General features: G+C 70.8%; 25 protein-coding genes and 1 pseudogene. 4 read left to right on the top strand and 22 right to left on the bottom strand.

Annotated features, from left to right (window positions below):
- Positions 1-33: 33 nt before the first annotated feature.
- Positions 34-1,500 (bottom strand): aldehyde dehydrogenase family protein, encoded by a 1,467-nt coding sequence (locus tag IF64_RS0119590; protein ID WP_030533608.1) that lies wholly within the window; start codon positions 1,498-1,500, stop codon positions 34-36.
- 127 nt (positions 1,501-1,627) lie between these two features.
- On the opposite strand from IF64_RS0119590, the gene IF64_RS0119595 reads away from it, so the two are divergent.
- The gene (locus IF64_RS0119595; RefSeq protein ID WP_030533609.1) at positions 1,628-2,263 is read left to right on the top strand and encodes an MBL fold metallo-hydrolase; all 636 of its coding nucleotides are present in this window, start codon (positions 1,628-1,630) and stop codon (positions 2,261-2,263) included.
- Here IF64_RS0119595 and IF64_RS0119600 read toward each other — a convergent pair.
- From IF64_RS0119600 to IF64_RS0119625, 7 genes and pseudogenes are all read right to left on the bottom strand, one after another.
- On the bottom strand, positions 2,226-2,918 hold the full coding sequence (locus IF64_RS0119600) for a DUF2334 domain-containing protein (RefSeq protein ID WP_048807566.1): 693 nt from the start codon (positions 2,916-2,918) through the stop codon (positions 2,226-2,228). The genes IF64_RS0119595 and IF64_RS0119600 overlap by 38 nt on opposite strands.
- 93 nt (positions 2,919-3,011) lie before the next feature.
- Positions 3,012-3,956 (bottom strand): sulfite exporter TauE/SafE family protein, encoded by a 945-nt coding sequence (locus IF64_RS0119605; protein WP_030533611.1) that lies wholly within the window; start codon positions 3,954-3,956, stop codon positions 3,012-3,014.
- Between the two features lie 57 nt (positions 3,957-4,013).
- Positions 4,014-4,109 (bottom strand): putative leader peptide, encoded by a 96-nt coding sequence (locus IF64_RS28250; RefSeq protein ID WP_425468450.1) that lies wholly within the window; start codon positions 4,107-4,109, stop codon positions 4,014-4,016.
- A gap of 48 nt (positions 4,110-4,157) precedes the next feature.
- Positions 4,158-5,585, bottom strand: coding sequence for an adenylosuccinate lyase (purB, locus tag IF64_RS0119610; protein ID WP_030533612.1), 1,428 nt, complete (start codon positions 5,583-5,585; stop codon positions 4,158-4,160).
- Between the two features lie 234 nt (positions 5,586-5,819).
- Positions 5,820-6,392 (bottom strand): annotated as a pseudogene (locus IF64_RS0119615) (TetR/AcrR family transcriptional regulator); the annotation flags it as partial.
- Between the two features lie 54 nt (positions 6,393-6,446).
- Entirely contained in the window at positions 6,447-7,142 is a 696-nt protein-coding gene (locus IF64_RS0119620; protein WP_051758009.1) for a hypothetical protein, read from the bottom strand.
- Positions 7,135-7,659: a SigE family RNA polymerase sigma factor gene (locus IF64_RS0119625; RefSeq protein ID WP_030533615.1), complete on the bottom strand. Its 525-nt coding sequence runs from the start codon at positions 7,657-7,659 to the stop codon at positions 7,135-7,137. Before IF64_RS0119625 ends, IF64_RS0119620 begins: the two co-directional genes overlap by 8 nt.
- A 144-nt stretch (positions 7,660-7,803) precedes the next feature.
- On the opposite strand from IF64_RS0119625, the gene IF64_RS0119630 reads away from it, so the two are divergent.
- Together IF64_RS0119630 and IF64_RS0119635 are read left to right on the top strand one after the other, a co-directional pair.
- Positions 7,804-8,835: a threonine aldolase family protein gene (locus tag IF64_RS0119630; protein WP_030533616.1), complete on the top strand. Its 1,032-nt coding sequence runs from the start codon at positions 7,804-7,806 to the stop codon at positions 8,833-8,835.
- On the top strand, positions 8,832-9,413 hold the full coding sequence (locus IF64_RS0119635) for an HAD family hydrolase (protein WP_030533617.1): 582 nt from the start codon (positions 8,832-8,834) through the stop codon (positions 9,411-9,413). Before IF64_RS0119630 ends, IF64_RS0119635 begins: the two co-directional genes overlap by 4 nt.
- 75 nt (positions 9,414-9,488) lie before the next feature.
- Here the strand turns inward: IF64_RS0119635 and IF64_RS0119640 are convergent, their stop codons facing one another.
- The 14 genes from IF64_RS0119640 to purD all read right to left on the bottom strand — a co-directional run bounded on the left by IF64_RS0119640 (position 9,489) and on the right by purD (position 21,844).
- Positions 9,489-9,671: a hypothetical protein gene (locus IF64_RS0119640; protein WP_030533618.1), complete on the bottom strand. Its 183-nt coding sequence runs from the start codon at positions 9,669-9,671 to the stop codon at positions 9,489-9,491.
- A 136-nt stretch (positions 9,672-9,807) separates the two neighbouring features.
- The gene (locus IF64_RS0119645) at positions 9,808-10,977 is read right to left on the bottom strand and encodes a pyridoxal phosphate-dependent aminotransferase (protein WP_030533619.1); all 1,170 of its coding nucleotides are present in this window, start codon (positions 10,975-10,977) and stop codon (positions 9,808-9,810) included.
- Between the two features lie 81 nt (positions 10,978-11,058).
- Positions 11,059-11,910: an SAM-dependent methyltransferase gene (locus tag IF64_RS0119650; protein WP_048807570.1), complete on the bottom strand. Its 852-nt coding sequence runs from the start codon at positions 11,908-11,910 to the stop codon at positions 11,059-11,061.
- 64 nt (positions 11,911-11,974) lie between these two features.
- The gene (locus IF64_RS0119655; RefSeq protein ID WP_030533621.1) at positions 11,975-12,436 is read right to left on the bottom strand and encodes a VOC family protein; all 462 of its coding nucleotides are present in this window, start codon (positions 12,434-12,436) and stop codon (positions 11,975-11,977) included.
- A gap of 51 nt (positions 12,437-12,487) precedes the next feature.
- Positions 12,488-12,874, bottom strand: a complete 387-nt coding sequence (locus IF64_RS0119660; RefSeq protein ID WP_030533622.1) for a helix-turn-helix domain-containing protein — start codon at positions 12,872-12,874, stop codon at positions 12,488-12,490.
- Positions 12,875-12,892: 18 nt separating this feature from the next.
- Positions 12,893-13,591 carry a hypothetical protein gene (locus IF64_RS0119665; RefSeq protein WP_246134802.1) on the bottom strand — a complete coding sequence of 233 codons (699 nt, stop codon included), beginning with the start codon at positions 13,589-13,591 and terminating at the stop codon, positions 12,893-12,895.
- 102 nt (positions 13,592-13,693) lie between these two features.
- Positions 13,694-14,161, bottom strand: a complete 468-nt coding sequence (locus tag IF64_RS0119670; protein WP_030533624.1) for a hypothetical protein — start codon at positions 14,159-14,161, stop codon at positions 13,694-13,696.
- 115 nt (positions 14,162-14,276) lie between these two features.
- Positions 14,277-15,461 carry a phosphotransferase family protein gene (locus IF64_RS0119675; RefSeq protein ID WP_051758010.1) on the bottom strand — a complete coding sequence of 395 codons (1,185 nt, stop codon included), beginning with the start codon at positions 15,459-15,461 and terminating at the stop codon, positions 14,277-14,279.
- A 146-nt stretch (positions 15,462-15,607) separates the two neighbouring features.
- On the bottom strand, positions 15,608-16,756 hold the full coding sequence (locus IF64_RS0119680; protein ID WP_030533626.1) for a transglycosylase SLT domain-containing protein: 1,149 nt from the start codon (positions 16,754-16,756) through the stop codon (positions 15,608-15,610).
- A gap of 1 nt (position 16,757) precedes the next feature.
- Entirely contained in the window at positions 16,758-17,072 is a 315-nt protein-coding gene (locus IF64_RS0119685) for a hypothetical protein (protein ID WP_030533627.1), read from the bottom strand.
- A gap of 121 nt (positions 17,073-17,193) precedes the next feature.
- Entirely contained in the window at positions 17,194-17,964 is a 771-nt protein-coding gene (locus IF64_RS0119695; RefSeq protein ID WP_030533628.1) for an ESX secretion-associated protein EspG, read from the bottom strand.
- Between the two features lie 7 nt (positions 17,965-17,971).
- Positions 17,972-19,813: a PPE domain-containing protein gene (locus IF64_RS0119700; RefSeq protein WP_030533629.1), complete on the bottom strand. Its 1,842-nt coding sequence runs from the start codon at positions 19,811-19,813 to the stop codon at positions 17,972-17,974.
- 56 nt (positions 19,814-19,869) lie between these two features.
- Positions 19,870-20,346 (bottom strand): type VII secretion target, encoded by a 477-nt coding sequence (locus IF64_RS0119705; RefSeq protein WP_048807575.1) that lies wholly within the window; start codon positions 20,344-20,346, stop codon positions 19,870-19,872.
- A gap of 232 nt (positions 20,347-20,578) precedes the next feature.
- The gene (purD, locus tag IF64_RS0119710; protein ID WP_030533631.1) at positions 20,579-21,844 is read right to left on the bottom strand and encodes a phosphoribosylamine--glycine ligase; all 1,266 of its coding nucleotides are present in this window, start codon (positions 21,842-21,844) and stop codon (positions 20,579-20,581) included.
- A gap of 159 nt (positions 21,845-22,003) precedes the next feature.
- Here purD and IF64_RS0119715 point away from each other — a divergent pair, with 159 nt between their 5' ends.
- Positions 22,004-23,140, top strand: coding sequence for a glycerophosphodiester phosphodiesterase (locus IF64_RS0119715; RefSeq protein WP_030533632.1), 1,137 nt, complete (start codon positions 22,004-22,006; stop codon positions 23,138-23,140).
- Positions 23,141-23,181 lie beyond the last annotated feature (41 nt).

The following is a 23,181-nucleotide window of genomic DNA, read 5'->3' on the forward strand; positions in this document are numbered from 1 at the left end:
CGCGCACGCGTCGACGGGGGCCGGGTCCGGCGGTCAGCTCTTTCCGTGCAGCTTCGCGACGAGCTTGCCGACGAGCGCCTCGGTCTTCTTCGACCGCGCGAACGAGGTGAGCGCGATGGGTGCGGTGAAGCGTTGCCGAGCGATCGCCTTCGGACGGGCGAACTCGCGCAACCCCTCGGGTCCGTGGATGCGGCCGAAGCCGGACTCTCCGCTGCCGCCGAACGGCAGAGAGGCGATGCCCGCGAACGACAACGGCGCGTTGATCGCGGTCTGGCCGGTGCGCAGCCGCCGCGCGAGCTCCATGCCGCGCGACTTGGAGAACACGGTCGAGCCGAGTCCGTAGGGCGAATCGTTGGCCTTCTCGATCGCCTCGTCCATGTCGGCGACCTTCGCGATCGTCACCGTCGGGCCGAAGGTCTCCTCGCGGACGGCCGAACAGTCCTCCGGTACGTCGACCAGCACCGTGGGCCGGACGAACCGCTCGCCGACGGCGCCGTTGCCGCCGACGAGCGCCCTGCCGCCGCGTGCGAGGGCGTCCTCGATGTGCCTGCGCACGACGTCCAGCTGCGACGGCATGGTCATCGGCCCGTAGTGCTCACCGGCCTCGATCCGCTCGGCCTTGTCCACGACCTTGGCGACGAACGCGTCGTACACGCGCTCGTGCACGTAGACGCGTTCGACGCCGGCACACGTCTGCCCCGCGTTGGAGAACGCACCCCACACGGTGGCGTCGGCGGCCGCGTCGAGGTCGGCGTCGGCGTCCACGAGCAGCGGGTCCTTGCCGCCGGCCTCGATGACGACGGGGGTCAGCGTCTCGGCGGCCGTGGCCATCACCTTCTTGCCCGTGGCTGCCGACCCGGTGAACGCGAGCTTGTCGACGCCGGCCCTCGTCAGCGCGGCACCCGTCTCACCGAAGCCGGTCACGAGCTGCAGCACCGGGTGTTCGGGCGCCGCTTCGGCGAACGACTCGACGAGCCACTTCCCGACGCCCGGGGTGTACTCGCTGGGCTTGAACACCACCGCATTGCCCGCCGCCAGCGCGTAGCTGATCGAACCGAGCGGCGTGTAGACCGGGTAGTTCCACGGTCCGATGACGCCGACGACGCCGAGCGGGTGGTACTCGACCGAGGCAGCCTGGTTGGACAGCAGCAGTCCGGGAGCGCGACGCTGAGGTCCGAGCACCTTGCGTGCGTGCTTGGCAGCCCACGCCAGATGCTCGATCGCGAGGACGAGTTCGAGCTGCGCGTCGCCTGCGGGCTTGCCGGTCTCGGCGGTGATCACCTCGCCGAGCTCGGACATGCGCCGGGCGAGCGCGCCGCGCCACCTGGCCAGACGTTCGGCCCGCCCCGCGAAACCGAGCGAGGCCCACCACTGCGCGGCGGCTCGCGCCTTCGCGACGGCGGCCTCGACCTCCTCGGCGGTGTGCACCGGGTACGTCCCGACGACCGCACCGGTGGCCGGGTTGAGCGACTCGAACGTCTCGCCAGTGAGCGTGGCCATACCGCCGAGCGTACGACGTCCGCAGCACTACTGGCAACGTGCCAATTAGGCACCCCGAGTGCTCCCGAGGGCCCCATAGTTGCGTTCAACGCGACTATGGGGCCCTCGGGGGCACTACCCTGGCGGGATGCGGGTCACTCACTTCGGCCATGCCTGTGTGCTTCTCGAGACCGATCGAGCGCGCATCCTCGTCGATCCCGGGGCGTTCTCGTCGGGCTTCGAGGACCTCACCGACCTCGACGCCGTGCTGATCACCCACCAGCACTTCGACCACATCGACACCGAGAAGCTCCCCACGCTGCTCGCGGCCAACCCGAGCGCGCAGTTGATCACCGACCCCGGCTCCCTCGACACGGTCGCCAAACTCGACCTCCACTCGCGCACCGTGCAACCGGGCGACACCCTCGCGATCGCGGGCGCGTCCGTGCAGGTCGTCGGCGGTCAGCACGCCACGATCCACAAGGACATCCCGGTCATCCCGAACGTCGGTTTCCTCGTCGACGACGGCGCCTTCTACCACCCCGGCGACTCGTTCTTCGTCCCCGACCAGGACGTCGACGTCCTCGGCCTGCCCACCGGCGCACCGTGGCTGAAGGCGGGCGAGGCGGTCGACTACCTGCGCGCGGTCGCACCGCGGCTGGCGGTGCCGATCCACGAGGCCGTCCTGGCCAACCCGGCCATGCACCACGGCCTGTTCACCAACCTCGCGCCCGACGGCACCGAGGTCAGGGTGTTGCCGCGAGACGAGCAGACGTCGGTGTGAACCAGCGGTAGGTCCGCGGACGTGCGCCGCCCTCGACCGCCGCGTCGACGGCGTCCAGGACGGCCGCGCGGGCGCCGGGATCGGCCAGATCCGCCGCCTCGACGGCGAGGCGCACGGGACCGCCCCTGCGCACGGACCTCGTCGTCGACAACACGGCCGTCCGGCAACGCATCGCGGCGAGCCGCTGCCCACCGCCGAACGTCTGCACCCTGCCCCGCACCGCGACACCGGAACGCAGGTCGAGCACGGCCGCCTCCTCCGCGCACACCGCGAAGCCGTGCCTGCGCAGCGCCTCCCTGCCTTCCCGCGAGATCCGCCAGTGCGGCGGGGCGAACACGTCGGCACGCAGACCCTCGGCATCCAGCGCGGCGGTCGCCGCGATCAGCCTCAGCCCTGCCTCGTGACCGCGCAGGGACGCGAACTCGGCGCGCACCCGCCGGTCGTACCCGTGCAGCACGACGGCGTCGCCACCCGCGACCCGCGCGCGCACCCACTCGGCGACGCGGCGGGATCCGTCCGCGGCGCTCGGCGTGAACAGGATCGACAGCGGCACACCCCGCGTGTCGAGTTCCCGGGCGAGGTCCGCGCAGCGGTCGAGCGCGCGGGCGTTCGGCCCGGAGAGGGAGACCAGCAGTGAGGGTTCCACGCCTCCCATGGGGCCAGCCGCGGATGACCGACGTCCGGCATCGAGGTGAGACGGCGGTGAAACACGGCCGACGAACGGCTGCCGACCGCCGTCGCAACAGGGTCAGGACAGCTCGGTCGCCCTGTCCTTGCGCAGTTCGGCGTCCGCGTCGGCGTCCGGCGTGTCCTCCCCGGCGAGGGCGTTGATGCGCTTCTCCTCGCGCATCGAGCGGATCGACGTCACCAGCGCGACGACGATGAACACCGCGAGACCCGCGTAGCAGACCACGATGGCAGGCCTCGGCAGGCCGAGGTTGCTCAGCAGCATCCACGCGTTGGCCAGGATGATCATGCCGCCTGCCGCGGTGCCCAGCACCCGCGGCGGCATGTGGTGCGCCAGCCAGGCCCCGATCGGTGCGGCGATCACGCCACCGATCAACAGCCCCAGCACCACCAGCCAGTCCATGCCCTCGTGCTTGAGCGCGATGATGAACGCGATGCACGCGGCGACCGTGACCGCGAACTCCGAGGCGCTCACCGAGCCGACCACCTTGCGCGGTTCGAGCCTGCCGGACGACAGCAGAGTCGTGGTGGCCACGGGACCCCAGCCGCCACCGCCGCTGGCGTCGACGAAGCCCGCGACCAACCCCAGCGGGGCCAGGAACTTCGCACCGGGCCGCTTCTCGGTGATCAGCTTGCCGACCTTGAGGAACGCGAACCGGATGAGCACGTACAGGCCCAGCAGGAACAGGAACGTGCTGATCCACGCGCTCGCCACGTCGGTCGACATCGCCACCAGCGCGAAGGCGCCGATGACGGCACCGATCGCGCCCGGCACGGCGAGGATGCCGACGGTGCGCCAGTCGATGTTGCGGAACTTCCAGTGCGACACCCCCGAGGCCAGCGACGTGCCGACCTGGGCGAAGTGCGCCGACGCCGACGCGATCGCGGGTGCCGTGCCCACGGCGATGAGCACGGTCGTCGACGTCATCCCGTAGCCCATGCCGAGTGTTCCGGACACGAGCTGGGCCAGGAATCCGGCCACACCGAACAGCAGGAGCGCTTGCATGCCGACCTCAGACGGAGTTACCGGGCCGACGGCCCGGGGAAGGGACAGGGACTGGCGTCAGCGGTGACGGCACAGCGACGAAGCAACCCTGAGCAGATCCACGTGCCTGCGCTGCACCAGCGGTGCCGGCGACGCGCACGTTCGAGGGCCCATGAAGGCGATAGTTGCAGAGCGACATGATCCGGTCCACCCGGTCCCGCATCACAGGATCGGCGCCGGCTCGTACGCGGCGGCCTCGGGGAACCGCTTCACCACCTCGGCGACCCTGGCAGCGACGGCCTCGACCTGTGCGCCCGCGGTCCCGGTGAACGAGAGCCGGTCGGCGATCAGCTCGTCCAGACTCCCCCGGTCGAGGGGGAGGCGTTCGTCGGCGGCGAGACGGTCGAGCAGGTCGTTCTCGGCCTGCCCCTCGCGCAGGTCCAGCGCCACGGCGACGGCGTTCTCCTTGATCGCCTCGTGCGCGGTCTCCCTGCCGACCCCGCCGCGCACCGCGGCCATCAGCACCTTGGTCGTCGCCAGGAACGGCAGGTAGCGGTTCAGCTCGCGGTCGACGACCGCGGGGAACGCGCCGAACTCGCGCAGCACCGTCAGCAGTGTTTCCAGCAGACCGTCGAGGGCGAAGAAGGCGTCCGGGAGCGCGACGCGGCGCACCACCGAGTCGGACACGTCACCCTCGTTCCACTGGTCGCCCGCGAGTTCACCGATCATCGACAGGTGCCCGCGCAGCACCACCGCGAGACCGTTGACCCGCTCGCACGAGCGCGTGTTCATCTTGTGCGGCATCGCCGACGAGCCGACCTGACCCGGCTGGAAGCCCTCCGTGACCAGCTCGTTGCCCGCCATCAGCCGGATCGTCTTGGCCAGGCTCGACGGCGACGCGGCCACCTGCACCAGCGTCGAGACGACGTCGAAGTCCAGCGAACGCGGGTACACCTGCCCGACGCTGTCGAAGACCCGCTCGAACCCGAGATGCCCGGCGACCCTGCTCTCCAGCTCGGCGAGCTTGTCGGCGCCGCCGACGAGGTCGAGCATGTCCTGCGCGGTGCCGACCGGGCCCTTGATTCCGCGCAGCGGGTAGCGCGCGACGAGCTCGTCGAGCCGTTCGAAGGCGACGAGCAGTTCGTCCGCGGCCGTCGCGAACCGCTTGCCCAGCGTGGTCGCCTGCGCGGCGACGTTGTGCGACCGGCCCGCCATGACGAGTTCGGAATGCTCGGTGGCCAACTCGGCCAGCCGGGCCAGCACCGCGACCGTGCGCGTGCGCAGCAGTTCGAGCGACCGGCGGATCTGGAGCTGTTCGACGTTCTCGGTCAGATCGCGCGAGGTCATGCCCTTGTGCACGTGCTCGTGCCCCGCGAGGGCGTTGAACTCCTCGATCCGGGCCTTCACGTCGTGCCGCGTCACCCGCTCGCGCTCGGCGATCGAGGCGAGGTCGACGTCGGGCAGCACCCGCTCGTAGTCGGCCAGTACGCCGTCGGGCACCTCGACCCCGAGTTCGGACTGGGCCTTCAGCACGGCCAGCCACAACTCGCGCTCGAGGCGCACCTTCTGCTCGGGGGACCACAGGGTCACGAGCTCCGGAGAGGCGTAACGGCCGGCGAGCACGTTCGGGATGCTGGGCTTGTCGGTCACCACGCCAGGCTAACGGGCGGCACAGGTCACAGCGGAGTCACGTCGGACGTCACACCAGCACTTCACGCCGGCACTTCACGCCGGCACGCGCACCGACCGGACGTCACGTGGTCAGACGTCACCGATGGGGCGAATGTCGTCCATGTCGTCCATGTCGTCCATGTCGTCCATGTCGTCCATGTCGTCCTCGTCGCGTCCGTCCGGATCGCGCTGCGGGTCGAGCGGGAGCGCGGTCGCGAGGGTCTCCCTGAGCATGCGTGCCGCCACGCCGCGCGGATCCGGGTCCACCGCGATGAGCGCGTTGACCACCGCACCGTCGACGACGGCGATCATCTGCTCGATCCGCCGCTGGTCGACCTCGAGCCCCGACTTGACGAGGATCCGCTCCAGGAGTTCACGCAGCTCGCCGGACAGGGTCCGCATCAGCGGGCGCAGATACGGCCGCCTGCCGGTGCCGACGAGCCGTTCGTAACGCAGCAGCACCGCCTCGTAGGCCGGGTCCTCCCCGAGGAGCTGGTCGAGCACCAGTTCCACCACGGTGTCCAGACCACGGTTCTCGGTCGACAACCCGGCGAGGCGAGCGCGACCCTTCTCCAGCTCGGCGCGTCCGTGGTGCTCGGTGGCGGCGGCGACGAGTTCGTCGAGCGAGTCGAAGTAGTACGTCGTCGACGCCAGCGGCAGCCCCGCCCGTTCGGCGACGGCGCGGTGGCGCACCGCGTCGAACCCGCCTTCCGCCAACAGTTCGGCTGCCGCCGTGACCAACGCGTGGCGACGGCGTTCACCCTTCGGCGTGCTCGCGGACGTCATGCCCGAAAAGTCTGCCACTTGGACGTCGGAGCCACGCCGTCCCTCGCCGCTGCCTCACAGCGAAGGGGCGAGGCGGTCCACCAGTCGGCCCACGTCGGGGCCGTCGAGCGCGGCCCTGGTCAGGGGTTCGCTCACCAGTAGCAGCGTCGATCCGCTCGACGTGGTGCGTTCGGCCGTGTCGGCGTCGGCGGAGCCGGCGGGCGCGCGGACATCGACGTCGGGCGGCGCGAGCACCGCGGTCAGGGCCGAGCCTTCGACGCGGAACGACACCGAACTCGTTCCCTCGGGACAGAACCGCCCCGGCGAGGCCTCGTCAGCGCCGACCGGGAGCTCGCCAGCGAGGGCGGTGGCGAGCTCCCGGTCGACCTCTTCGCACCCGTGGGTGCGATCCCGGCCGTCCTCGCCGCCCTGCTTCGGCTCGGCGTCCGGGAGTTCGTGTGCCTGCGGTTGACGTTCGCGGGTTTCGGCCGGTTGCTCGCCGCGGGCCTCTATCCCCCTGTCGGCTGACGACCGCGATTCGGCGACATTCTGCGAGCCGCCCGAATCGCCGTCGGACCCGCCGAGCACCGCGCCGGTGGCCAGACCGCCACCGACCAGCAGCACCACACCGGCCGCGACCCCACCCGCGGCCGCGCGCCTGCGCACCGTGATGCGGCGGGACGCCGTGGCGACGTCGGCCTCGTCGAACGAAGCGGGAGGCGGGTCGCCGGGCACGGAACGGAACAACTCCGACAGTTCCCGTTCATCCATGCGCGTCCACCTCCGTACCGAGCGCCTTCCGCAGCGCCGCCAGCCCGCGAGCGGTCTGGCTCTTGACGTTGCCCTCGCTGCAACCGAGGACGCCGGCCACTCCGCTGACGTCCAGACCATCGAAGTACCGCAGGACGAGCACGGCGCGTTGCCTCGGCGGCACCTGCCGTAGCCCGGCCAGCAGGTCCTCCCGCGTGGCCACCCTGTCGCCGAGGGCGTCGGGCGGGCCCGACGCCGACGGTTCCGGCAGGTCCGAACCATCCTCGGTCTGCCGTTCCCTGCGCCACGGTCGACGGGACTCGTCGATCGCCGCCCGCACCAGTGTCTTGCGGACGTACGCGTCGAGGGCCTCCCTGTCACGGATCTTGCGCCAGCGCCGATGCAGCGTGACGAAAGCCGTCTGTGCCAGGTCGTCCGCCCGATGCCAGTCGCCGCAGAGCATGTACGCGGTTCTGCGCACGGAGTCTCGCTTCGCGGCGAAGTACGCCGCGAACTCCTGCTCGTCGCGGGGGTCCACGCGGTAGGTCTCCGGTCGGTCTCAGTTGTTCGTGCCCTGGACGGCACCGGTCGCGTCTACGGTTGCACGTCCCCCGAAGATTTTCGCCCCCGGATCGGCGAGCCCTGCTGCAGCCGCCGGTCGGGCATGTGATGTGATCGAAACGTGACCTCCGGATCCCCCACCCCGATCGACTTCCGCTCCGACACGATCACCAGGCCGGACGACGCCATGCGCGTGGCGATGTCCGACGCCGAGGTCGGCGACAACGTCATCGACTCGGACCCGACGATCGTCGCACTCGAGGAGCGTGCCGCCGACCTGCTCGGCATGGAGGCGGCACTGTGGACCCCGAGCGGGGTCATGGCGAACCTCATCGCCCTGTCGCTGCACCTCTCGCGCGGCGACCGGTTCCTCGCGCCGCGTGGGGCGCACGTGCTGACCAACGAGCTCGGCTCCGCGGCGTGGCTGGCAGGCGGCATGCCCGATCCGCTCGAGCACGACGCGGGGCCCGGCAGGCCGTCCCCGGCTGCGGTGCGCGCGGCGGTCGGACCGGCCGACGGCCCGTACTACGCACTGCGCACCACCTTGCTGTCGCTGGAGAACACGCACAACGCGGCGGGCGGGGCGATCACTCCGCCCGACGAGCACGCCCAGCTGGTCGCCGCCGCGCGCGACCGTGGTCTGAACGTCCACCTCGACGGCGCGCGGGTGTGGAACGCCGCCGCGGAACTCGGTCTGCCGCCGGCCGCGCTGACCGTAGGCGTCGACTCGGTGTCGGCGTGCCTGTCGAAGGGCCTCGGCGCGCCCGTCGGATCGGTCGTCGCGGGTACGGCGGAGTTCGTCGAGCGGGCCAGGCGCATGCGGCAGATGCTCGGCGGCGGCGTGCGCCAGGGCGGTGTGCTCGCCGCGGCCGGACTGGTGGCGCTCGACCGCATCGACCAACTCAAGGGCGACCACGAGAACGCCCGCACGCTCGCGGCTGGACTGCGTGAACTGGGCTGGGACGTGGTCGATCCGCAGACGAACATCCTGCTCGCCTCGGTTCCGGACGTGTCGCTGACCCTCGAGCATCTGCGTGGCCTCGGCATCCGCGCGCTGCCGATGGCGGGGAAGGTGCGGTTCGTCCTGCACCGCGAGGTGACCGCCGACGACGTCGACGAGGCGCTGCGGCGCATCCGGGAGGACCGCCGATGACCGACTGGGTGGTGTTCGACTACGGCGAGGTGCTGTGCAGGCGCACGACCGCGCTGCCGGAACTCGCCGGGAGACTCGACGTGCCCCCTGCGACGTTCGAACCCGCCTACTGGGCGCACCGCGATCCGTACGACCGCGGGGCCGCCGACGTCGCCTACTGGCAGGCCGTCGGCGACACCGTCGACGCCGACGTCGACCTGGCCACGGTCCGCGAACTGACGGAGATCGACGCGCGCGGCTGGTCGACGCTCGACCCGGCGGCCGAACGGCTCCTCGAATCGCTGGCCGGCGAAGGGCGGAACCTGGCGCTGCTGTCGAACGCGCCCGCGTCGTTCGCCCGGCACGCCGAACAGCAGCCGTGGACGCGGCACTTCCAGCACCTGGTCTTCTCCGGCGACGTCGGCATGGCCAAGCCGGACGCCGACATCTACCGCCTGCTCGTCGAACGGCTGGGCTGCGCGCCCGGCGACTGTCTGTTCTTCGACGACCGCCAGGCGAACGTCGACGCCGCCCGCGCCGCCGGCCTCCGCGCCGAACTCTGGCCGGGCGCCGACGCGGCCGTCTCCCTACTGCGCTGAGGCTACGAGCCACCCCCGACAGGCCGCGCCGCATGCGCTGGGCGGCAGCGCACGCGGCGGGTCAGCCGTGGGCCGTCACTGGCGGAGCTGCTTCTTGTCGCCGCCCTTCAGCGCGCCGTAGGCGGCCGCACCGAGGAAGCCGGCACCGGCGATGAGCGCGATCCAGAAGACGGCCTTGACGAGGAAGCCGACGACCGACCCGATCACCATGAACGCGACCCACGCCAGGAACAGGCCGCCGACGATCTTCCAGAACATGTGCTTCCTCCAGGTCGCTGAGAATGTCTGATTCCAGGTTGGCACGGCCCACCCCCGGAAGTCCCGTCGAGCAGGCAACCTTCAGGGAAAACTCAGGGCGCCCCTGAGCGGGCTCCCCGGCACGCGCAAAGGCTGCCTACGCGTGCAGCCACGCGCCGATCCTGCGCACCGCCTCGCCGATGTCCTCCCGCGCGCCCGCGAACGACAGCCGTACGAACCTGCCCCCGTCGACCGGGTCGAAGTCGACACCCGGCGTGATCGCCACGCCGGTGTCGTCCAGCAGCTTCCGGCACCACGACAGCGAGTCGTCGGTGTGGGCCGACACGTCGACATAGGCGTAGAACGCGCCGTCGATCGGCGCGATCCTCGTCAGTCCGATGTCCCTCAGGCCGTCGACCAGCAGGTCCCGGTTCACCCGATAGTGCTCGACGTGTCCGTCCAGCTCGGCGTACGACTGCTCGTCGAACGCGGCCACCAGCGCGTGCTGCGACAACGCGGGCGGGCAGATGTTGAAGTTGCCCGTCAGCACGTCGATGCTGCGGTGCAGCCTGCTCGGCGCCAGCATCCAGCCGAGCCGCCAGCCCGTCATCGCGAAGTACTTCGAGAACGAACCGAGCACCAGAGCCTCGTCGGAGGTCTGCCACGCACACGCGACGTCGCGCTCGTAGGAGATGCCGTGGTAGATCTCGTCGCTGATCAGCTGCACCCCACGGTCGGCGCACCACGTCGTCAGCGCGGCGAACTCGTCGGGCGAGACGATCGTCCCCGTCGGGTTGCTGGGACTGGCGACGACGAGGCCCTTGATGTCACCGAGCTCGTCGAGCAGGCCGGGCGTCGGCTGGAACCGGGTGGTCTCGTCGGTGCCGAACTCGACGACCTCGCAGCCCAACGCGCGCAACAGGTTGCGGTAGGCCGGATAGCCGGGCCTGGCCATGGCGACGCGATCGCCCGCTTCGAACGCCGACAGGAAAGCCAGCAGGAAACCGCCCGACGACCCGGTCGTGACGATGACGTCGCCCGGGTCGACGTCGAGGCCGTACGAGCGGTCGTAGTGCCTGGCGATCGCCTCGCGCAGTTCCGGGATACCCAGCTGCGGCGTGTAGCCGAGGTCGCCGCCGCGCAGTGCCTGTTCGGCCGCCGCGATGACGGGCTTCGGCGCGCCCGCGGTGGGCTGACCGGCGCACAGGAAGACGACGTCACCGCGTTCGGCCTGCCGCGCCTTCGCCGCCGACAGCACGTCCATGACGTAGAACGGCGGGACGTCGGAACGCTGTGCGGGAGGGGGAAACGGGGTCGCGCTCGTCATGCCCAGCACTGTAGGCGGCGCTGTCGGAGGTGACACACACGCATGAGCGCAGGGCCACGGTCCTCGCCCGGCCGGACCGCGTCAGGGTTTGCGGGCGATGCCGCCGATCATGAGCCGGCGTGCCGGGTCGAGGTCGTCGGGCGGCGGACCCTCCGGCCACCAGTAGGACAGCGTCGACAGGCCGGGCTCGACGAACTCGAGGCCCTCGAAGTACTCGGCGATCTCGTCCCTGGTGCGGAACCTGCCGGTACCCATGGGGCTGTGCAGGAACGCGTGCTCGAGCCGCTCGGCGACCTCGGCCGCCTCGGGGTCCTCGTCGCCGGGGTGGAAGAAGTGCGAGAGCACGACGTACGACCCCGAGGGAAGGGCCTCGACGTACTGCCGCATCAGCGCCGCGGGGTCGCCGTCGTCGGCGACGTGGTGCAAGGTGCCGACCTGGTACAGCGCCAACGGGGCCGACCAGTCGAGCGCGGACCGCACCTCCGCGTCCGCCAGCAGCTCGGAAGGCTGCGTGAGGTCGCCCTGCACGCAGTGGACCCGGTCGTGGTCCTCGACCAGCGCCCTGCCGTGGGCGATGACGATCGGGTCGATGTCGACGTAGACGACACTCGTGTCCCGGTTCATCCGCAGCGCCACGTCGTGCGTGTTCTCCGCCGTGGGCAGGCCGGAACCGATGTCGAGGATCTGGTTGATGCCGACCGTGCCGACGATGTAGCGCGTGGCGCGGATGAGGAAGTCCCGGTTGTCCCAGGCCAGGGTGGTGACCTCGGGAGTGACCTCACGCAGCTGTCTGGCGACTTCGCGGTCGACCTCGTAGTTGTCCTTGCCGCCGAGCGTCGCGTCGTACGCACGCGCGATGCTCGGCACGTTCGGGTCGATGACCGTCGGCAGGACCGCTTCCCTCGAGCCGTCCCGCCCTGGTGTGGAAGTCACCGTCGCCTCCAGGCTGCGCGCGGGGTCGATGTACCGCGCGCAGCCTATCGAAAACGATCTCGGCTCAAGAGCCGCACCGGAATCTTTCGATGTCCTGTTCTGTAATGTGCACGGGACCCTCCGCGAGCTGCGTGATGCGGATGTGGTTGCCGAACGGATCCCGCAGTGCGCAGTCGATGCCGTACGGCTGCTCGGTCGGCACCTCCGTGAATTCGACACCCTTGGCGCGGAGCGTTTCGTACGTTTTCTGACAATCGTCGGTGTTGAGCATGGCCGCGGCACCGAGCGCACCCTTCGTGACCAGGTCCCGGATCTGTGCCGCGACCTCCTCGCTGTGCGCGGGCGGACCGGGCAGCTCGAGCAGCAACTGTCTGCCCGGGTCGGACGGCAACTCCACGGTGAGCCACCGCATGAAACCCATGTCGACGTCGTCGGCGACCTCGAAACCGAGCTTGCCGCAGTAGAAGTCGAGTGCTTCGTCCTGATCGAGGACCATGACCGAGGTGATTCCGATTCGTGTGAACATGTCGGAAACGCTACGACCGGAGCGGCGGTTTCGGCTTATCCGAAACGACCGTCATGCCGGGCGGCGCCACGTCTTGACGAAACACGCCGGCACGTGACTCGGTTTCTCGCGCGTGCGGTGCTCGGTCGGGGACATTCCGACGACCGCGCGGAACGTACGGCTGAACGTGCCGAGACTGTCGAATCCGACCTGCTCGGCGACCTTCGTGACGGTGGCCGACGGCGCGGTCAGCATCGCCATCGCGCGTTCGATCCGGCGCCGTTGCAGGTAGCGATGCGGCGTTTCACCGAACGTCGTGCGGAACGAGCGCGTGAAGTGACTCGGCGACATCAGCGCGATGCGGGCGAGCGCGGGCACGTCGAGCGGCTGCGCGTAGTCGCGGTCGATCGCGTCGCGGGCACGCAGCAACCTGCGGTTCTGGTCCTCACGCGGACTCATCGGGCTCACCGGACGATTCTAGACTGAAGGCAGGGCGTAGCGGAGGGTGAAACGTCCGCCCGGCGAGCGCCGCAGGGACGCCGCTCGCGCGGCACCGGCCATCAGCAGCAGCACGCCGACGTTCTCCCCGAGTTCCTCCGCGTGGTAGGTCAGCACGTACAGCGGGCCGCTCTCCTGTCCGGCGATGAGCAGTCCCTGCAACGCCTCCATCCCGAGTGCCGACCAGAGCAGCAGCGCTCCGCCCGCCACGACGAACCACCGCGCACGTCCGCTCAGCCGCAGCGCCAGCACGAGCAGTCCCGCCGCCACGACCGCACCCGCCAGCAGGCCGGGAATCAGCCAGTAGAACGGAAAACCGCTGTCGAAGGTGGTCAGCCTGCGGCCGATGCGATCGAGCCGCTCGTGCAGCTGCGTGTGGTCGTCGAGCGACAACAGTCCGAGCAGGACGGTCGCACACCACCAGCCCCACGCCGCGGACCGCGCACCGGCCGAGCGGGCCAGCCCGCCGAGCACGGCGAACAGCACCGCCGTGACGACGAGCAGGCCGACGCTCCACCACGTCGGCAGATTCCCCTCCATGAACACGTCGAGATACATCCGGATCTCGCCGCGCTCGGTGGTGAGCGGATGGTCGATCAGCGCCGGAACCGCCATGCTGACGACGTTGAGGACGACCGAGACGCCCAGCAGGATCCACCAGATTCGCTTCGTGCGCACCGGAGCGGACTGTCCACTATCGACCCTCTGGGCACCTTCGGCCGACATCGTCATGATGTTTCCTTCACCGTTGAAGGGAATGCGGATCTCGCGAAACTACTCTCATTCGGGAGAATCGGGCGAATCGACACCCGGCGCGTCGTCATCGTCCGAGTCGCTGTCCGGAGAGTCCGGGGAATCGGCGGTGTTCGCGTCGTCGGCCTCGTCGGGCGAATCGGCCGTGTGGTCGTCGACGTCCTGCGGGGCGGGAGGCGGGGCCTGCTGCACGGATCCGTCCTTCGGCGGCACCGGTGCGGGTTCGTCGGGCGAGTCGGTCGTGTTGGTGTCCGGAGAGTTGGCGGTATTCGCGGTGTTGGCGGTGCTGTTGTCGCGGTCGCTCGGCGAGTCGGCCGTGTTGGTCGTGTCGGTGGAGTCGGCACCGGACTGCTGGTCGGCGAGCTGGACCTGGGCGGGCGCCTTGGCGTCGTTCACCTCACCGCCGGCCACGGCGGTGCCGCCGACGGCGATCGCACCGCCGATTCCCACCGCCGCGGCCGCGACGACGAACCAGGGACGCTTGTTGCTTGCCATGATGTGATCACCTTTCGTTGTGTGCCTTGCTTGTTCCGCCTGCGTACCGGGCATTCCGCGCGCAGGGTCTTTCCGGATTCGGGTTCGTGGAGCGAGGTTGCTGCCGTGGCGGTGTTCAGGCCGGGCCGCTTCGGGCGGCGTCGCGGCACCAGTGTTCGGCGAGTTCGAGTCGTTGTTCGAGCACGGAACGCCACCGCCTGCCGCCGGTGCGGTGCGCGCCGGGTGCGAGCGAGAGCACGACGGCCGCGGCCGAGATCCGCAGTGCAGCCGGATCCCAGTGCTCGTCGAACTCGCGGCGGCAACGCTGGGCGAACCGGTCGATCACCGGCGCTCGCTCGGGTTTCACCTGTGCGAGCACCGAAAGGTGCCCGAGCAGACACGCCGGGTCGTCGTGCGGATCACCGGCCCCCGCGGTGTCGAGGTCGAGCAGGCCGACGAGCCGCCCTTCCGACACGAGCAGCTGGGTTTCGTAGAAGTCGCCGTGGACGGGAACGTCGGGCCACGTGGGCCGGGACTCGGCCGCGTCAGCGACGGCGTGCGCCCTGTCGCCGACATCGGGGTGCAGGCGCGCCACGACGTCGGCGTAGTGGCGGGCCCGGTCGGCCCATCCGGGTCTGCGTCCCTGTTCGGTGAATGCGGCCGGCAGAGCGCGCAACGTGCCGACGATGTCGCCCGGATCGATACGTTCGAGTTCGATCGTGTTGCCACTCAACAGAAGCCGGCGCAGCGGCCTGCCTCCGACCCCGGCGAGCAGCAACAGGCCGTCGCCTGTCCATCCCAGACTCTCGGGAACGATGCCGCCCTCGGCCGCGCGGTGCATGTGGTGCAGTGCCTCGACCTTGTCGGGGCGGAGAGCCTTGACGAACACGCTCGCCGTCGACGTCCGTAGCTCGACGACGGCGCGGCGCAGCGGCCGGTAGGCGCGCACGTGGACGGTGAGCCCCTGCGCCGGCAGTCCGAACCGCGCGAGCAGGGCGCGCATCCGGTCGGGATCCACCGCCGCCGCGAGTCCGGGCAGCGCGGGATCGTGCGGGAACCGCCACACACCGAGTTCGCGGTGGCCGTCGGACATCCGCATCGCGCCGCGGGCCCTGTCGGACGTGCTGGCGCAGAAGGTCTCGGCGCCGCGGCGTCCGTCGGCGCCGGTGACGTCGACCCGCGCGGCCACCGTCGTGCTCGAGCGCTGGACGTCGCGGTGCGTGATGCGGCTGCCGTGGACGAGACCGCCGTCGGCCTCCGCGACGGCGGCCCACAGGTCGGCCAGTTCCGCCTCCGCCGGCTGCCACTGCTCTTCGCTCATGACGTCAACGATGCCGCCACACCGTGAACCTCGCCTGAGGCGACCATGAAGGGCCCTTCATCTGCCCCGATGCAGTTGTGCCACCAAGGTGACTTCGGCGGCGCCGGGCGCGACCGAAGCCACCTTGGTGGCACGAACGGGAGCTGTCAGTACGGCTGGTATCCGCCGCCGGAGGCGATGGAGGCCAGACCCGGGTGCTGGTCGAGGCTGCCGTAGCGGTCGAACGTGTACCGGACACCGGCGACGATGTTGTCCACCGGGTTCCAGATGTCGGTGTGCCCGGGCACCGCGTGCGCGTCGAACGTGGGGTCGATGCACTGCATCAGACCCTTCGACGGGGTGCCCTTGGCGGCGTTGGAGTCCCAATCGTTGATCGCGCGCGGGTCGCCACCCGACTCGTGCTCGATGATCGTCCAGATCTGGTCGATGTTCTCCTCGGTGACCGGGATTCCGTTCTGCTGCAGGATCTTGATGGCTTCCTTGATCCACTGCTCGACGTTGCCCGGAGGCGGCCCCGCCGGCGGGCCGCCACTCGAACCGAGACCGCCGCCGCCCGCCGCGGCCGCGACGTCGCCGCCGCCACCACCGCTCCCGCCGCTGCTGCCGCCGACGCTCGGTGCGCTGCCGCCGCCGCTGATCCCACCGGTCGAGGCCATCTGCGACTGCGCCCCACCCGGCACCGGCACCTGCGAGTACCCTCCGCCGTCGATCTCCTGTTTCATCAACCGCTGGGCCTTCTTGATGGCCTGGTTGGCCTGGTTCATCAGACTCTTGATCCGCTCGGTCGCCTGGCTCGCGGTCTGCCTGTTGGCCTGCCGGGCCTGCTCGCGGATCGCCTCGGGATCACGCCCGCCGCCGGAACCGCCGTCCCCGTGCGCGGCCTGAACGGTGCGCTCGGCTTCCTGCGCCTCCTGCTCGGCCTTCTCGTTGCGCTCGTTGATCGTCTTCTCGGCCGACTTCTTGGTCTCGTTGATCTTGTTCTTGATCTCGGAGAGCTGCTGCTGGAGCGAACTCAGCTCCTCGGCGGCCTCGTCGAGCTTCGACTTGACGCGCGCACCCGCTGCGGCGACCTTGCCGACGTAGTCGAAGAAGGCGTCGGCGGCGTCCCCGTTCCAGACCCCGCCCTCCTGCAACGGTGCGGCGGCGTTCTTCAGCGACGTCGAGTGGTCGCCGGTGTTCTCGGAGGCCTTGCGGAACTGCTGGGCCACCCCCTGGATCTGGCCGGGGTTGACCTTCTCGACCTTCGCGGCCTGGGCTTCGACGTCGCCCCAGTTGTCGGGCATTCCCAGCGACATGTCAGACCTCGCCCCGCATCGTCAGGTTGTCCGCGGCGGTGGCGTCCGCCTCGGACATCGCCTCGATGGCCTTGCGCAGGGTCGCGCTGGCCGCCTTCATGTGCTGCTGCGCAGCGTCGAACTCGGACTGCATGCCCGCGGTGAAGGAACCGAGCGTGCCGTCGACCCGGTCGGGATCGTCCTCGTCCTCCACCTCGCCGAACGGGCTCTCGCCCTCGACCCCGCGGAGTTCGTCCTTGTCCTTGCTGATCCGGTCGGCGATCCCGTCGACCGTCCCGGCCGTGCTGCGCATCGAATCGGCGTCATAAACCGGCACGGTGATCTTCCCCCTTCACCACACGATCTCGATCGTCGCCGGGTTGGACGCACACGGCACCACCGGCGGTTCCGCCCAACTGTAACGGCGTGCGCGGGGATTTCGCGTTCCCACGGCCCGCCTACATCTCCTCAAGCAGCTCCCACACCCGCTGCGCCAGCAACGTGTTGTCCGCCGGCGCCACGGTCGCCCACTGGCGTCCGTCACCGCCCGGCGCCACCTGCAGCAGATACCGGCCTCGGTCGGTGTCGTAGAACGCGATCACCCGCTGGGCACGGCGCACGGTGCCGTCACGGCCGTGCGTCTGCGCACCGAACTGGCCGCGGACGACCTGGCCCATCAGCATGGCGGCGAACTCCTGCGCCTCGCTCAGCACGATGCCCCGGTCGGTGAGCGCACCGACGAGGGCTCGCGCATCACCAGCTGCCTCGCGGTCGGCCTCCACGAGGATGTCGTGCGGCACGCTGGCCGACCAGCCGACACCCGCGGGCGTCTCGCCCGCCACCGACACCGCCGACTCCGGCAACGACGAGTCCCGCGCCGGGATCAGCCACACCTCGTCCCCGTCGACGACCCCCATCAACGCCTGGGTGCCCGTGCTGACGGCCAGTCCGGAGATCTGCCGGTCGGTCCAGACCCACGTGTCGATGGCCACGGCGGGGCGCACGAACAGGTTCAGCATGTCCACCAGGTCGCTCGTGGCCTGATGTCCCTTCGCGAGCCTGCGCTGCGCGAGCGAGTCCCACGCCTGCTCGACGAGGTCGGCCCGCTCGCTGTGCGTGATCCCGGCGCTCGGCACGTCCAGTGCGGGATGCCGCCGGGGCAGCCGTTCCGCCTCCCAGAGCATGTCGAACTCGAGCGTGGACAACACCACGCTTCCGCCAGTGGTCACAGGTGGTTCACCGCTGTTCCGAATCCGGGTCGCCGATCGTGTCGGGGGCGACCATGCGCTGGTCGGAGAAGAGGTCGTTGTCGTCGACACCGAACCGCCGCACGTGCGTGGCGTCGTCGTCCCCCTCCTGCGGCGCGGCCTTCTGCAGAACACCACGCCGGTCCGTACCGGCCTTGTCCGCCCGGTTGCGCTCGGCCCGCGCCTGTTCCTCGGGCAGGTCGGCCATGTTCTGGTGGGGCGAACGCGGGGCGGCGCTGCGGCCACCTCCGCTGCGGTCGCGGTCACCGGCCAGCGCACCGGCGATGCCGCCGGCCGCGACGGCACCCGCGGCGCCACCGAGGTCGTTGGACGAGATCCCGCCCGCCTTCGGCATTCCCGCCGACGAGGCGTTCCCCGCGCCGGTCGTACCGCCGCCGGGCATGGGCGCGACACCGAACGACTTGCCCTTGGCCAACTGGTCCGACTCGGACACCGGACCGCCTGCCTTGCCGCCCACCAGCGGCGCGGGCGCCACCGCGCCACCACCGCCGGGCGTGGCGGTACCCGGGGCCGCGGGCGTGCCTGCACCGGGCAGCGCGCCCGGCTTGCCGCCGACGGCACCGGGCTGCTTGCCGCCGGTCTGATTGCCGGGCGCCTGGTCCGTACCACCGGGAGTACCGGGGCCTGCCGGAGTTCCCTGGCCGACCGGAGCACCCGGGGTCTTGCCCACGGCCGCGCCACCACCGGCCCCGGTCTGCCCACCCGGAGTCGCGCCCGGACTCGCCTGGGTCCCCTGGAGTCCTTGCGTGCCCTGGAGTCCCTGAGTGCCCTGCGGGGTCTGGGTTCCCGGGGTGCCGGGAACGGCCTGCGTGCCCGACACCGGCCCCTGTGCCGAACCGCTCGAGGGGTTGTTGCCCGACACGGGTTGACGACCGCCAGGCCGTGCCACGTGCAGATACCCCGCGCCGGGAGCCGACTGGACGGGCGCCGAACTACTCGGAGCCGTCGACGAGGGCGCGGTGCCCGCGTGGGAACCGCCCGGCTGCACCGACCCGGTACCGACCGGCGGCGCCGCGTAGGGCGTTTCGTACGTCGGCGTCGGCACGGGGGCCGCGGCGGGCGGCACCGGTGCCGATGCGGGCGGGACGACGGGAGCGGCCGCGGGCGGAGCCACACCGGACGTGTCGGTCGTGCTGTCCGGTGCGTCGGTCGCGGGCAGCTGCACGTCCGGGGTGTCCGAACCACCGTCGGTCGCAGGCGGACCGCCCGCGTCGACCTCCCTTGGCACGTCGGAGACGAAGGCGGCCATCATCTCGGGCTGCTCCATCTGCGGGAGCGAGGAGAGGTTGTCGCCGGAGGAACGGGCGTAACCGTTCAGCGCCTCCAGCGCCTGTGCCCGTGCCTCCTGGCCCTGCGCCACGCGCTTGGCGTTGTCGGTCTCGAAGCCGATGAGACTGCCGAGCGCGTCGGCGAACCCGTAACCGCCGGAGCCTTCGCGCAGCGCCTTCGCGTCGGGCAGCTGGTGCATCGTGCGGTTGAACGCCTCACCCTGCGCGAAGATCTGTTTCGCCGCCTCCTCGACCTGTGCGTGGGCGTCCCTGGAGTAGTCGGCCTGGCCCGTCAGCCACCGCTGCGCCTGCTCACCGGCGTCGCCGGTCCAGTCCACGCCGAGCTTGCCCAGCTCCGTGCGGAGGGTGTTCTCCGTTTCGTTCAGCGCCTTCGAGACGGCCTTGAGCGCGTTGACCGCCTCACCGATGCCGTTGGTGCCCGCACCGCCGCGGAACAGGTCGATCTCGTTGGCCAGCATGTTGTCGGTGTAGCCGTCGAAGCGATGGTTGCGGATCTCCTCCGCACGCTGCGAAACGTCCATGACCATGTCGCTACCCCTCATTCCGCGTCATCTGCCGCCGGGTCGCCGAGCCGGGCCTACGCGGGGAAACCACGCCGATCCCCGAACGTGTCCGCCTTCTCCTGGTCCGAGCGCGTGTACTCCTCGCCTGCGCGCCGCAGCTGGGACGCCAGCCCGCGCAGCTGCGTGACGTAGGAACGCGCGTGCGCCGCGTAGGAGTCCTCCGGCCCGCTGACGACGTCGTTCCACACGCCGACGGCGTGCTGCGACACCGTGTCCTCCGCGGGGGCGGGAATGCGCAGTGAGCCGAGGTGTTCGGAGAGTTTCCGGTCGAGCTGATCGGCCTGCTCGTCGATGATCCGCGCGACCTCGCCGACCTTGTCCGGCGCGACGTCGATGTCCTTCGCGGACGGCACAGCGGGGATCGGCGAACCGGCGACGGACGCGGGGAAACCCGTCGCGCCACTTCCGACAGCCTCGACGCCCTCGACAGCCGCGCCGCCTTCGACGATCGCGCCGCCTTCGCCGGCCTCCGAGCCTGATTCTGACGCCATGCGCACCCCCTGTTACGGCCGGTAGTCGTCCGGTATCACTGGCAGGTTACCAACTCGGATGTGACGGTGACCTGAACTTCGACGTTCCCGCCCGCGCCTCGGTTCCCTCCGATCGGAGGGTTTTCGGCGCTGATGGTTTTCCGGCGCTGAGGTTTCCGGCGCTGAGGGTTTTCCGGCGTCCTGAGGTGCCGAGGTGCCGAGGCGCGGGAGAGGCGAAGGTGCGGAGGCCGGCTCAGGAGGAGGCGGGAACGGCGATCTCCCCGCGGGTGGCGCGCAACGCGATGTCGGTCCGGTGGTGTGCACCGGCGAGGTTCACCGAGGCGACCCGCTCGTAGGCGTCGGCGCGGGCGGCGTCGAGGTCCGGACCGGTGCCGACCACCGACAGCACGCGGCCACCGCTGGAGACCACGGCGCCGTCGTCGCGCCTGCGCGTGCCCGCGTGCAGCACGCCCTGGGCCTCACCACCGGTGATCACGTCGCCGGTACGCGGCTTGCCCGGGTAGCCGTCGGCCGCGAGCACCACGGTGACGGCCGCGCCGTCGGACCATTCCAGCGGCGGCTGGTCGGCGAGCGTGCCCGTCGCGGTGGCGTGCAGCAGCCCGGCCAGCGGAGTGCGCAGCAGCGCCAGCACCACCTGGGTCTCCGGGTCGCCGAAACGGCAGTTGAACTCGATCACCTGCGGACCGTCGCTGGTCAACGCCAGCCCCGCGTACAGCAGGCCGCTGAACGGGGCGTCGCGGTCGGCGAGTTCGTCGACCACCGGCTGCACGATGCGCTCCACGACGTCGTCCACGAGCTCGGCCGGCGCCCAGGCCAACGGCGCGTAGGCACCCATGCCACCGGTGTTCGGTCCCGAGTCGCCGTCGCCGACGCGTTTGAAGTCCTGGGCGGGCAGCAGCGGCACCACCGTGCGGCCGTCGACGAAACAGAACAGGGAGGCCTCGGGGCCGTCCAGGAACGACTCCAGCACCACCGGATGTCCGCCGTCGAGCAGCATCAGGGCGTGCTTGCGCGCCTGCTCCACGTCGCGCGTGACGACGACGCCCTTGCCTGCGGCGAGCCCGTCGTCCTTGACCACCCAGGTCGGACCGAAACGGGAGAGTGCGGCGTCGAGGTGGGCCGGGTTGTCCACGACCTCGCTGCGCGCGGTTGGCACGCCCGCCGCCGTCATGACCTCCTTGGCGAACGCCTTCGACCCCTCGATGCGGGCCGCGGACGCCGACGGTCCGAAGCAGGCGATGCCCTCCTTGCGCACCGCGTCGGCGGCGCCGGCCACCAGCGGCACCTCCGGGCCGATCACCACCAGGTCGGCACGCCACTCGGCGGCCAGCGCGGCGATGGCCGCGGGATCGGTGAGGTCGACGCCGAGCGGCTCGGCCAGCGCGGCGATCCCGGCATTGCCGGGCGCGCAGGCGATCGCCGTCACCGACGGGTCTTGGGAGGCGGCCAGGGCGATGGCGTGCTCGCGGGCTCCGGAGCCGATAACCAGGAAGCGCACGGGACATCAGCGTAGACACCCCGATAGCCGGGCGTTCACCCGCATGTGCCCCTGCGGCTGCCACGCTGTCGCCGGGTGGTCGCGCGCGGCCGCGAACGTAACGAGGTCCCCATCGGACCGAGAGAGGGCAGCGACGACAACATGGCAAACACGTCCCGAATCCGTAAACGTCTGACGGTGGCGGCGCTGAGCGCGCTCGCCGTGCTCGCGACCACCGGCATCGCCCCCGCGACGGCAGCAGGACCCACGTCCGGCGCCGCGGGCCACGCCGCCGAGCGCGGAGAGCAGGCCGACGACATCAAGGTCGTGGCGCACCGCGGCGCGTCCGGCTACCGCCCGGAGCACACGCTCGCCGCGTACGAGCTCGCGGCGCGCATGGGCGCCGACTACATCGAGCCCGACCTCGTCACCACCAAGGACGGCGTGCTCGTCGCGCGGCACGAGCCGGAGATCGGCGGCACCACCGACGTCGCCGAGCACCCCGAGTTCGCCGACCGCAAGACCACCAAGCAGGTAGACGGCAAGCCGATGACGGGCTGGTTCGCCGAGGACTTCACGCTCGCCGAGCTCAAGACGCTGCGCGCCGTCGAGCGCATCCCGGAGACGCGGCCGCACAACACGATCTACGACGGGCGGTTCGAGATCGCCACGTTCCAGGAGATCATCGACCTGTCCGAGCGGCTGTCCCGCGAGCTCGGCCGCGACGTCGGCGTCTACCCCGAGCTCAAGCACCCGACGTACTTCCAGCAGCAGGACCGCGCACTCGAACCGCTCCTGGTGGACGCGCTGAACCGCAACGGCCTGAACAAGTCGAAGTCCAACGTGTACGTGCAGTCGTTCGAGGTGTCGAACCTCAAGGAGCTCAGCAAGCAGGTGCGGGTGCCGCTCGTGCAGCTCGTCGACGCCTCGGGCGCGCCGTACGACTTCGTGGAGTCCGGTGACCCGCGCACCTACGACGACCTGGTCACGCCCGAGGGGCTCAAGGAGATCGCCTCGTACGCCTCCGCGGTCGGCCCGGAGAAGAGCCGCATCATCCCGACCGACGACGAGGGCAACCTGACCGAGCCGACGACACTGGTCGACGACGCCCACGACGAGGGCCTCATCGTGCACCCGTGGACGTTCCGCGCCGAGAACGAGTTCCTGCCGACGGACCTGCAGTCGTCGGACGACCCGGCCGACTACGGCGACATCTTCGCCGAGTACGAGGCGTTCCTCGCCACCGGGATCGACGGCGTGTTCGCCGACCACTCCGACATCGCCGCGGAAGCGATCCGCACCTTCGAGAACAAGTAGGTCTTAAAGCCCCCGAGGGCCCCATGGTTGCGTTGAACGCA

Source organism: Prauserella rugosa (assembly GCF_000719975.1).
Classification (GTDB): Bacteria; Actinomycetota; Actinomycetes; order Mycobacteriales; family Pseudonocardiaceae; genus Prauserella; species Prauserella rugosa.

Coding starts and splice junctions, on each gene's coding strand:
- IF64_RS28250 (WP_425468450.1), bottom strand. CDS start 4,109: ATGGGCCCTCGAACGTGCGCGTCGCCGGCACCGCTGGTGCAGCGCAGG.
- IF64_RS0119605 (WP_030533611.1), bottom strand. CDS start 3,956: ATGCAAGCGCTCCTGCTGTTCGGTGTGGCCGGATTCCTGGCCCAGCTC.
- IF64_RS0119600 (WP_048807566.1), bottom strand. CDS start 2,918: ATGGGAGGCGTGGAACCCTCACTGCTGGTCTCCCTCTCCGGGCCGAAC.
- IF64_RS0119645 (WP_030533619.1), bottom strand. CDS start 10,977: ATGACGAGCGCGACCCCGTTTCCCCCTCCCGCACAGCGTTCCGACGTC.
- IF64_RS0119680 (WP_030533626.1), bottom strand. CDS start 16,756: ATGTCGCTGGGAATGCCCGACAACTGGGGCGACGTCGAAGCCCAGGCC.
- IF64_RS0119620 (WP_051758009.1), bottom strand. CDS start 7,142: ATGGATGAACGGGAACTGTCGGAGTTGTTCCGTTCCGTGCCCGGCGAC.
- IF64_RS0119660 (WP_030533622.1), bottom strand. CDS start 12,874: ATGAGTCCGCGTGAGGACCAGAACCGCAGGTTGCTGCGTGCCCGCGAC.
- IF64_RS0119640 (WP_030533618.1), bottom strand. CDS start 9,671: ATGTTCTGGAAGATCGTCGGCGGCCTGTTCCTGGCGTGGGTCGCGTTC.
- IF64_RS0119635 (WP_030533617.1), top strand. CDS start 8,832: ATGACCGACTGGGTGGTGTTCGACTACGGCGAGGTGCTGTGCAGGCGC.
- IF64_RS0119700 (WP_030533629.1), bottom strand. CDS start 19,813: ATGGACGTTTCGCAGCGTGCGGAGGAGATCCGCAACCATCGCTTCGAC.
- IF64_RS0119705 (WP_048807575.1), bottom strand. CDS start 20,346: ATGGCGTCAGAATCAGGCTCGGAGGCCGGCGAAGGCGGCGCGATCGTC.
- IF64_RS0119655 (WP_030533621.1), bottom strand. CDS start 12,436: ATGTTCACACGAATCGGAATCACCTCGGTCATGGTCCTCGATCAGGAC.
- IF64_RS0119675 (WP_051758010.1), bottom strand. CDS start 15,461: ATGAGCGAAGAGCAGTGGCAGCCGGCGGAGGCGGAACTGGCCGACCTG.
- IF64_RS0119590 (WP_030533608.1), bottom strand. CDS start 1,500: ATGGCCACGCTCACTGGCGAGACGTTCGAGTCGCTCAACCCGGCCACC.
- IF64_RS0119595 (WP_030533609.1), top strand. CDS start 1,628: ATGCGGGTCACTCACTTCGGCCATGCCTGTGTGCTTCTCGAGACCGAT.
- IF64_RS0119670 (WP_030533624.1), bottom strand. CDS start 14,161: ATGGCAAGCAACAAGCGTCCCTGGTTCGTCGTCGCGGCCGCGGCGGTG.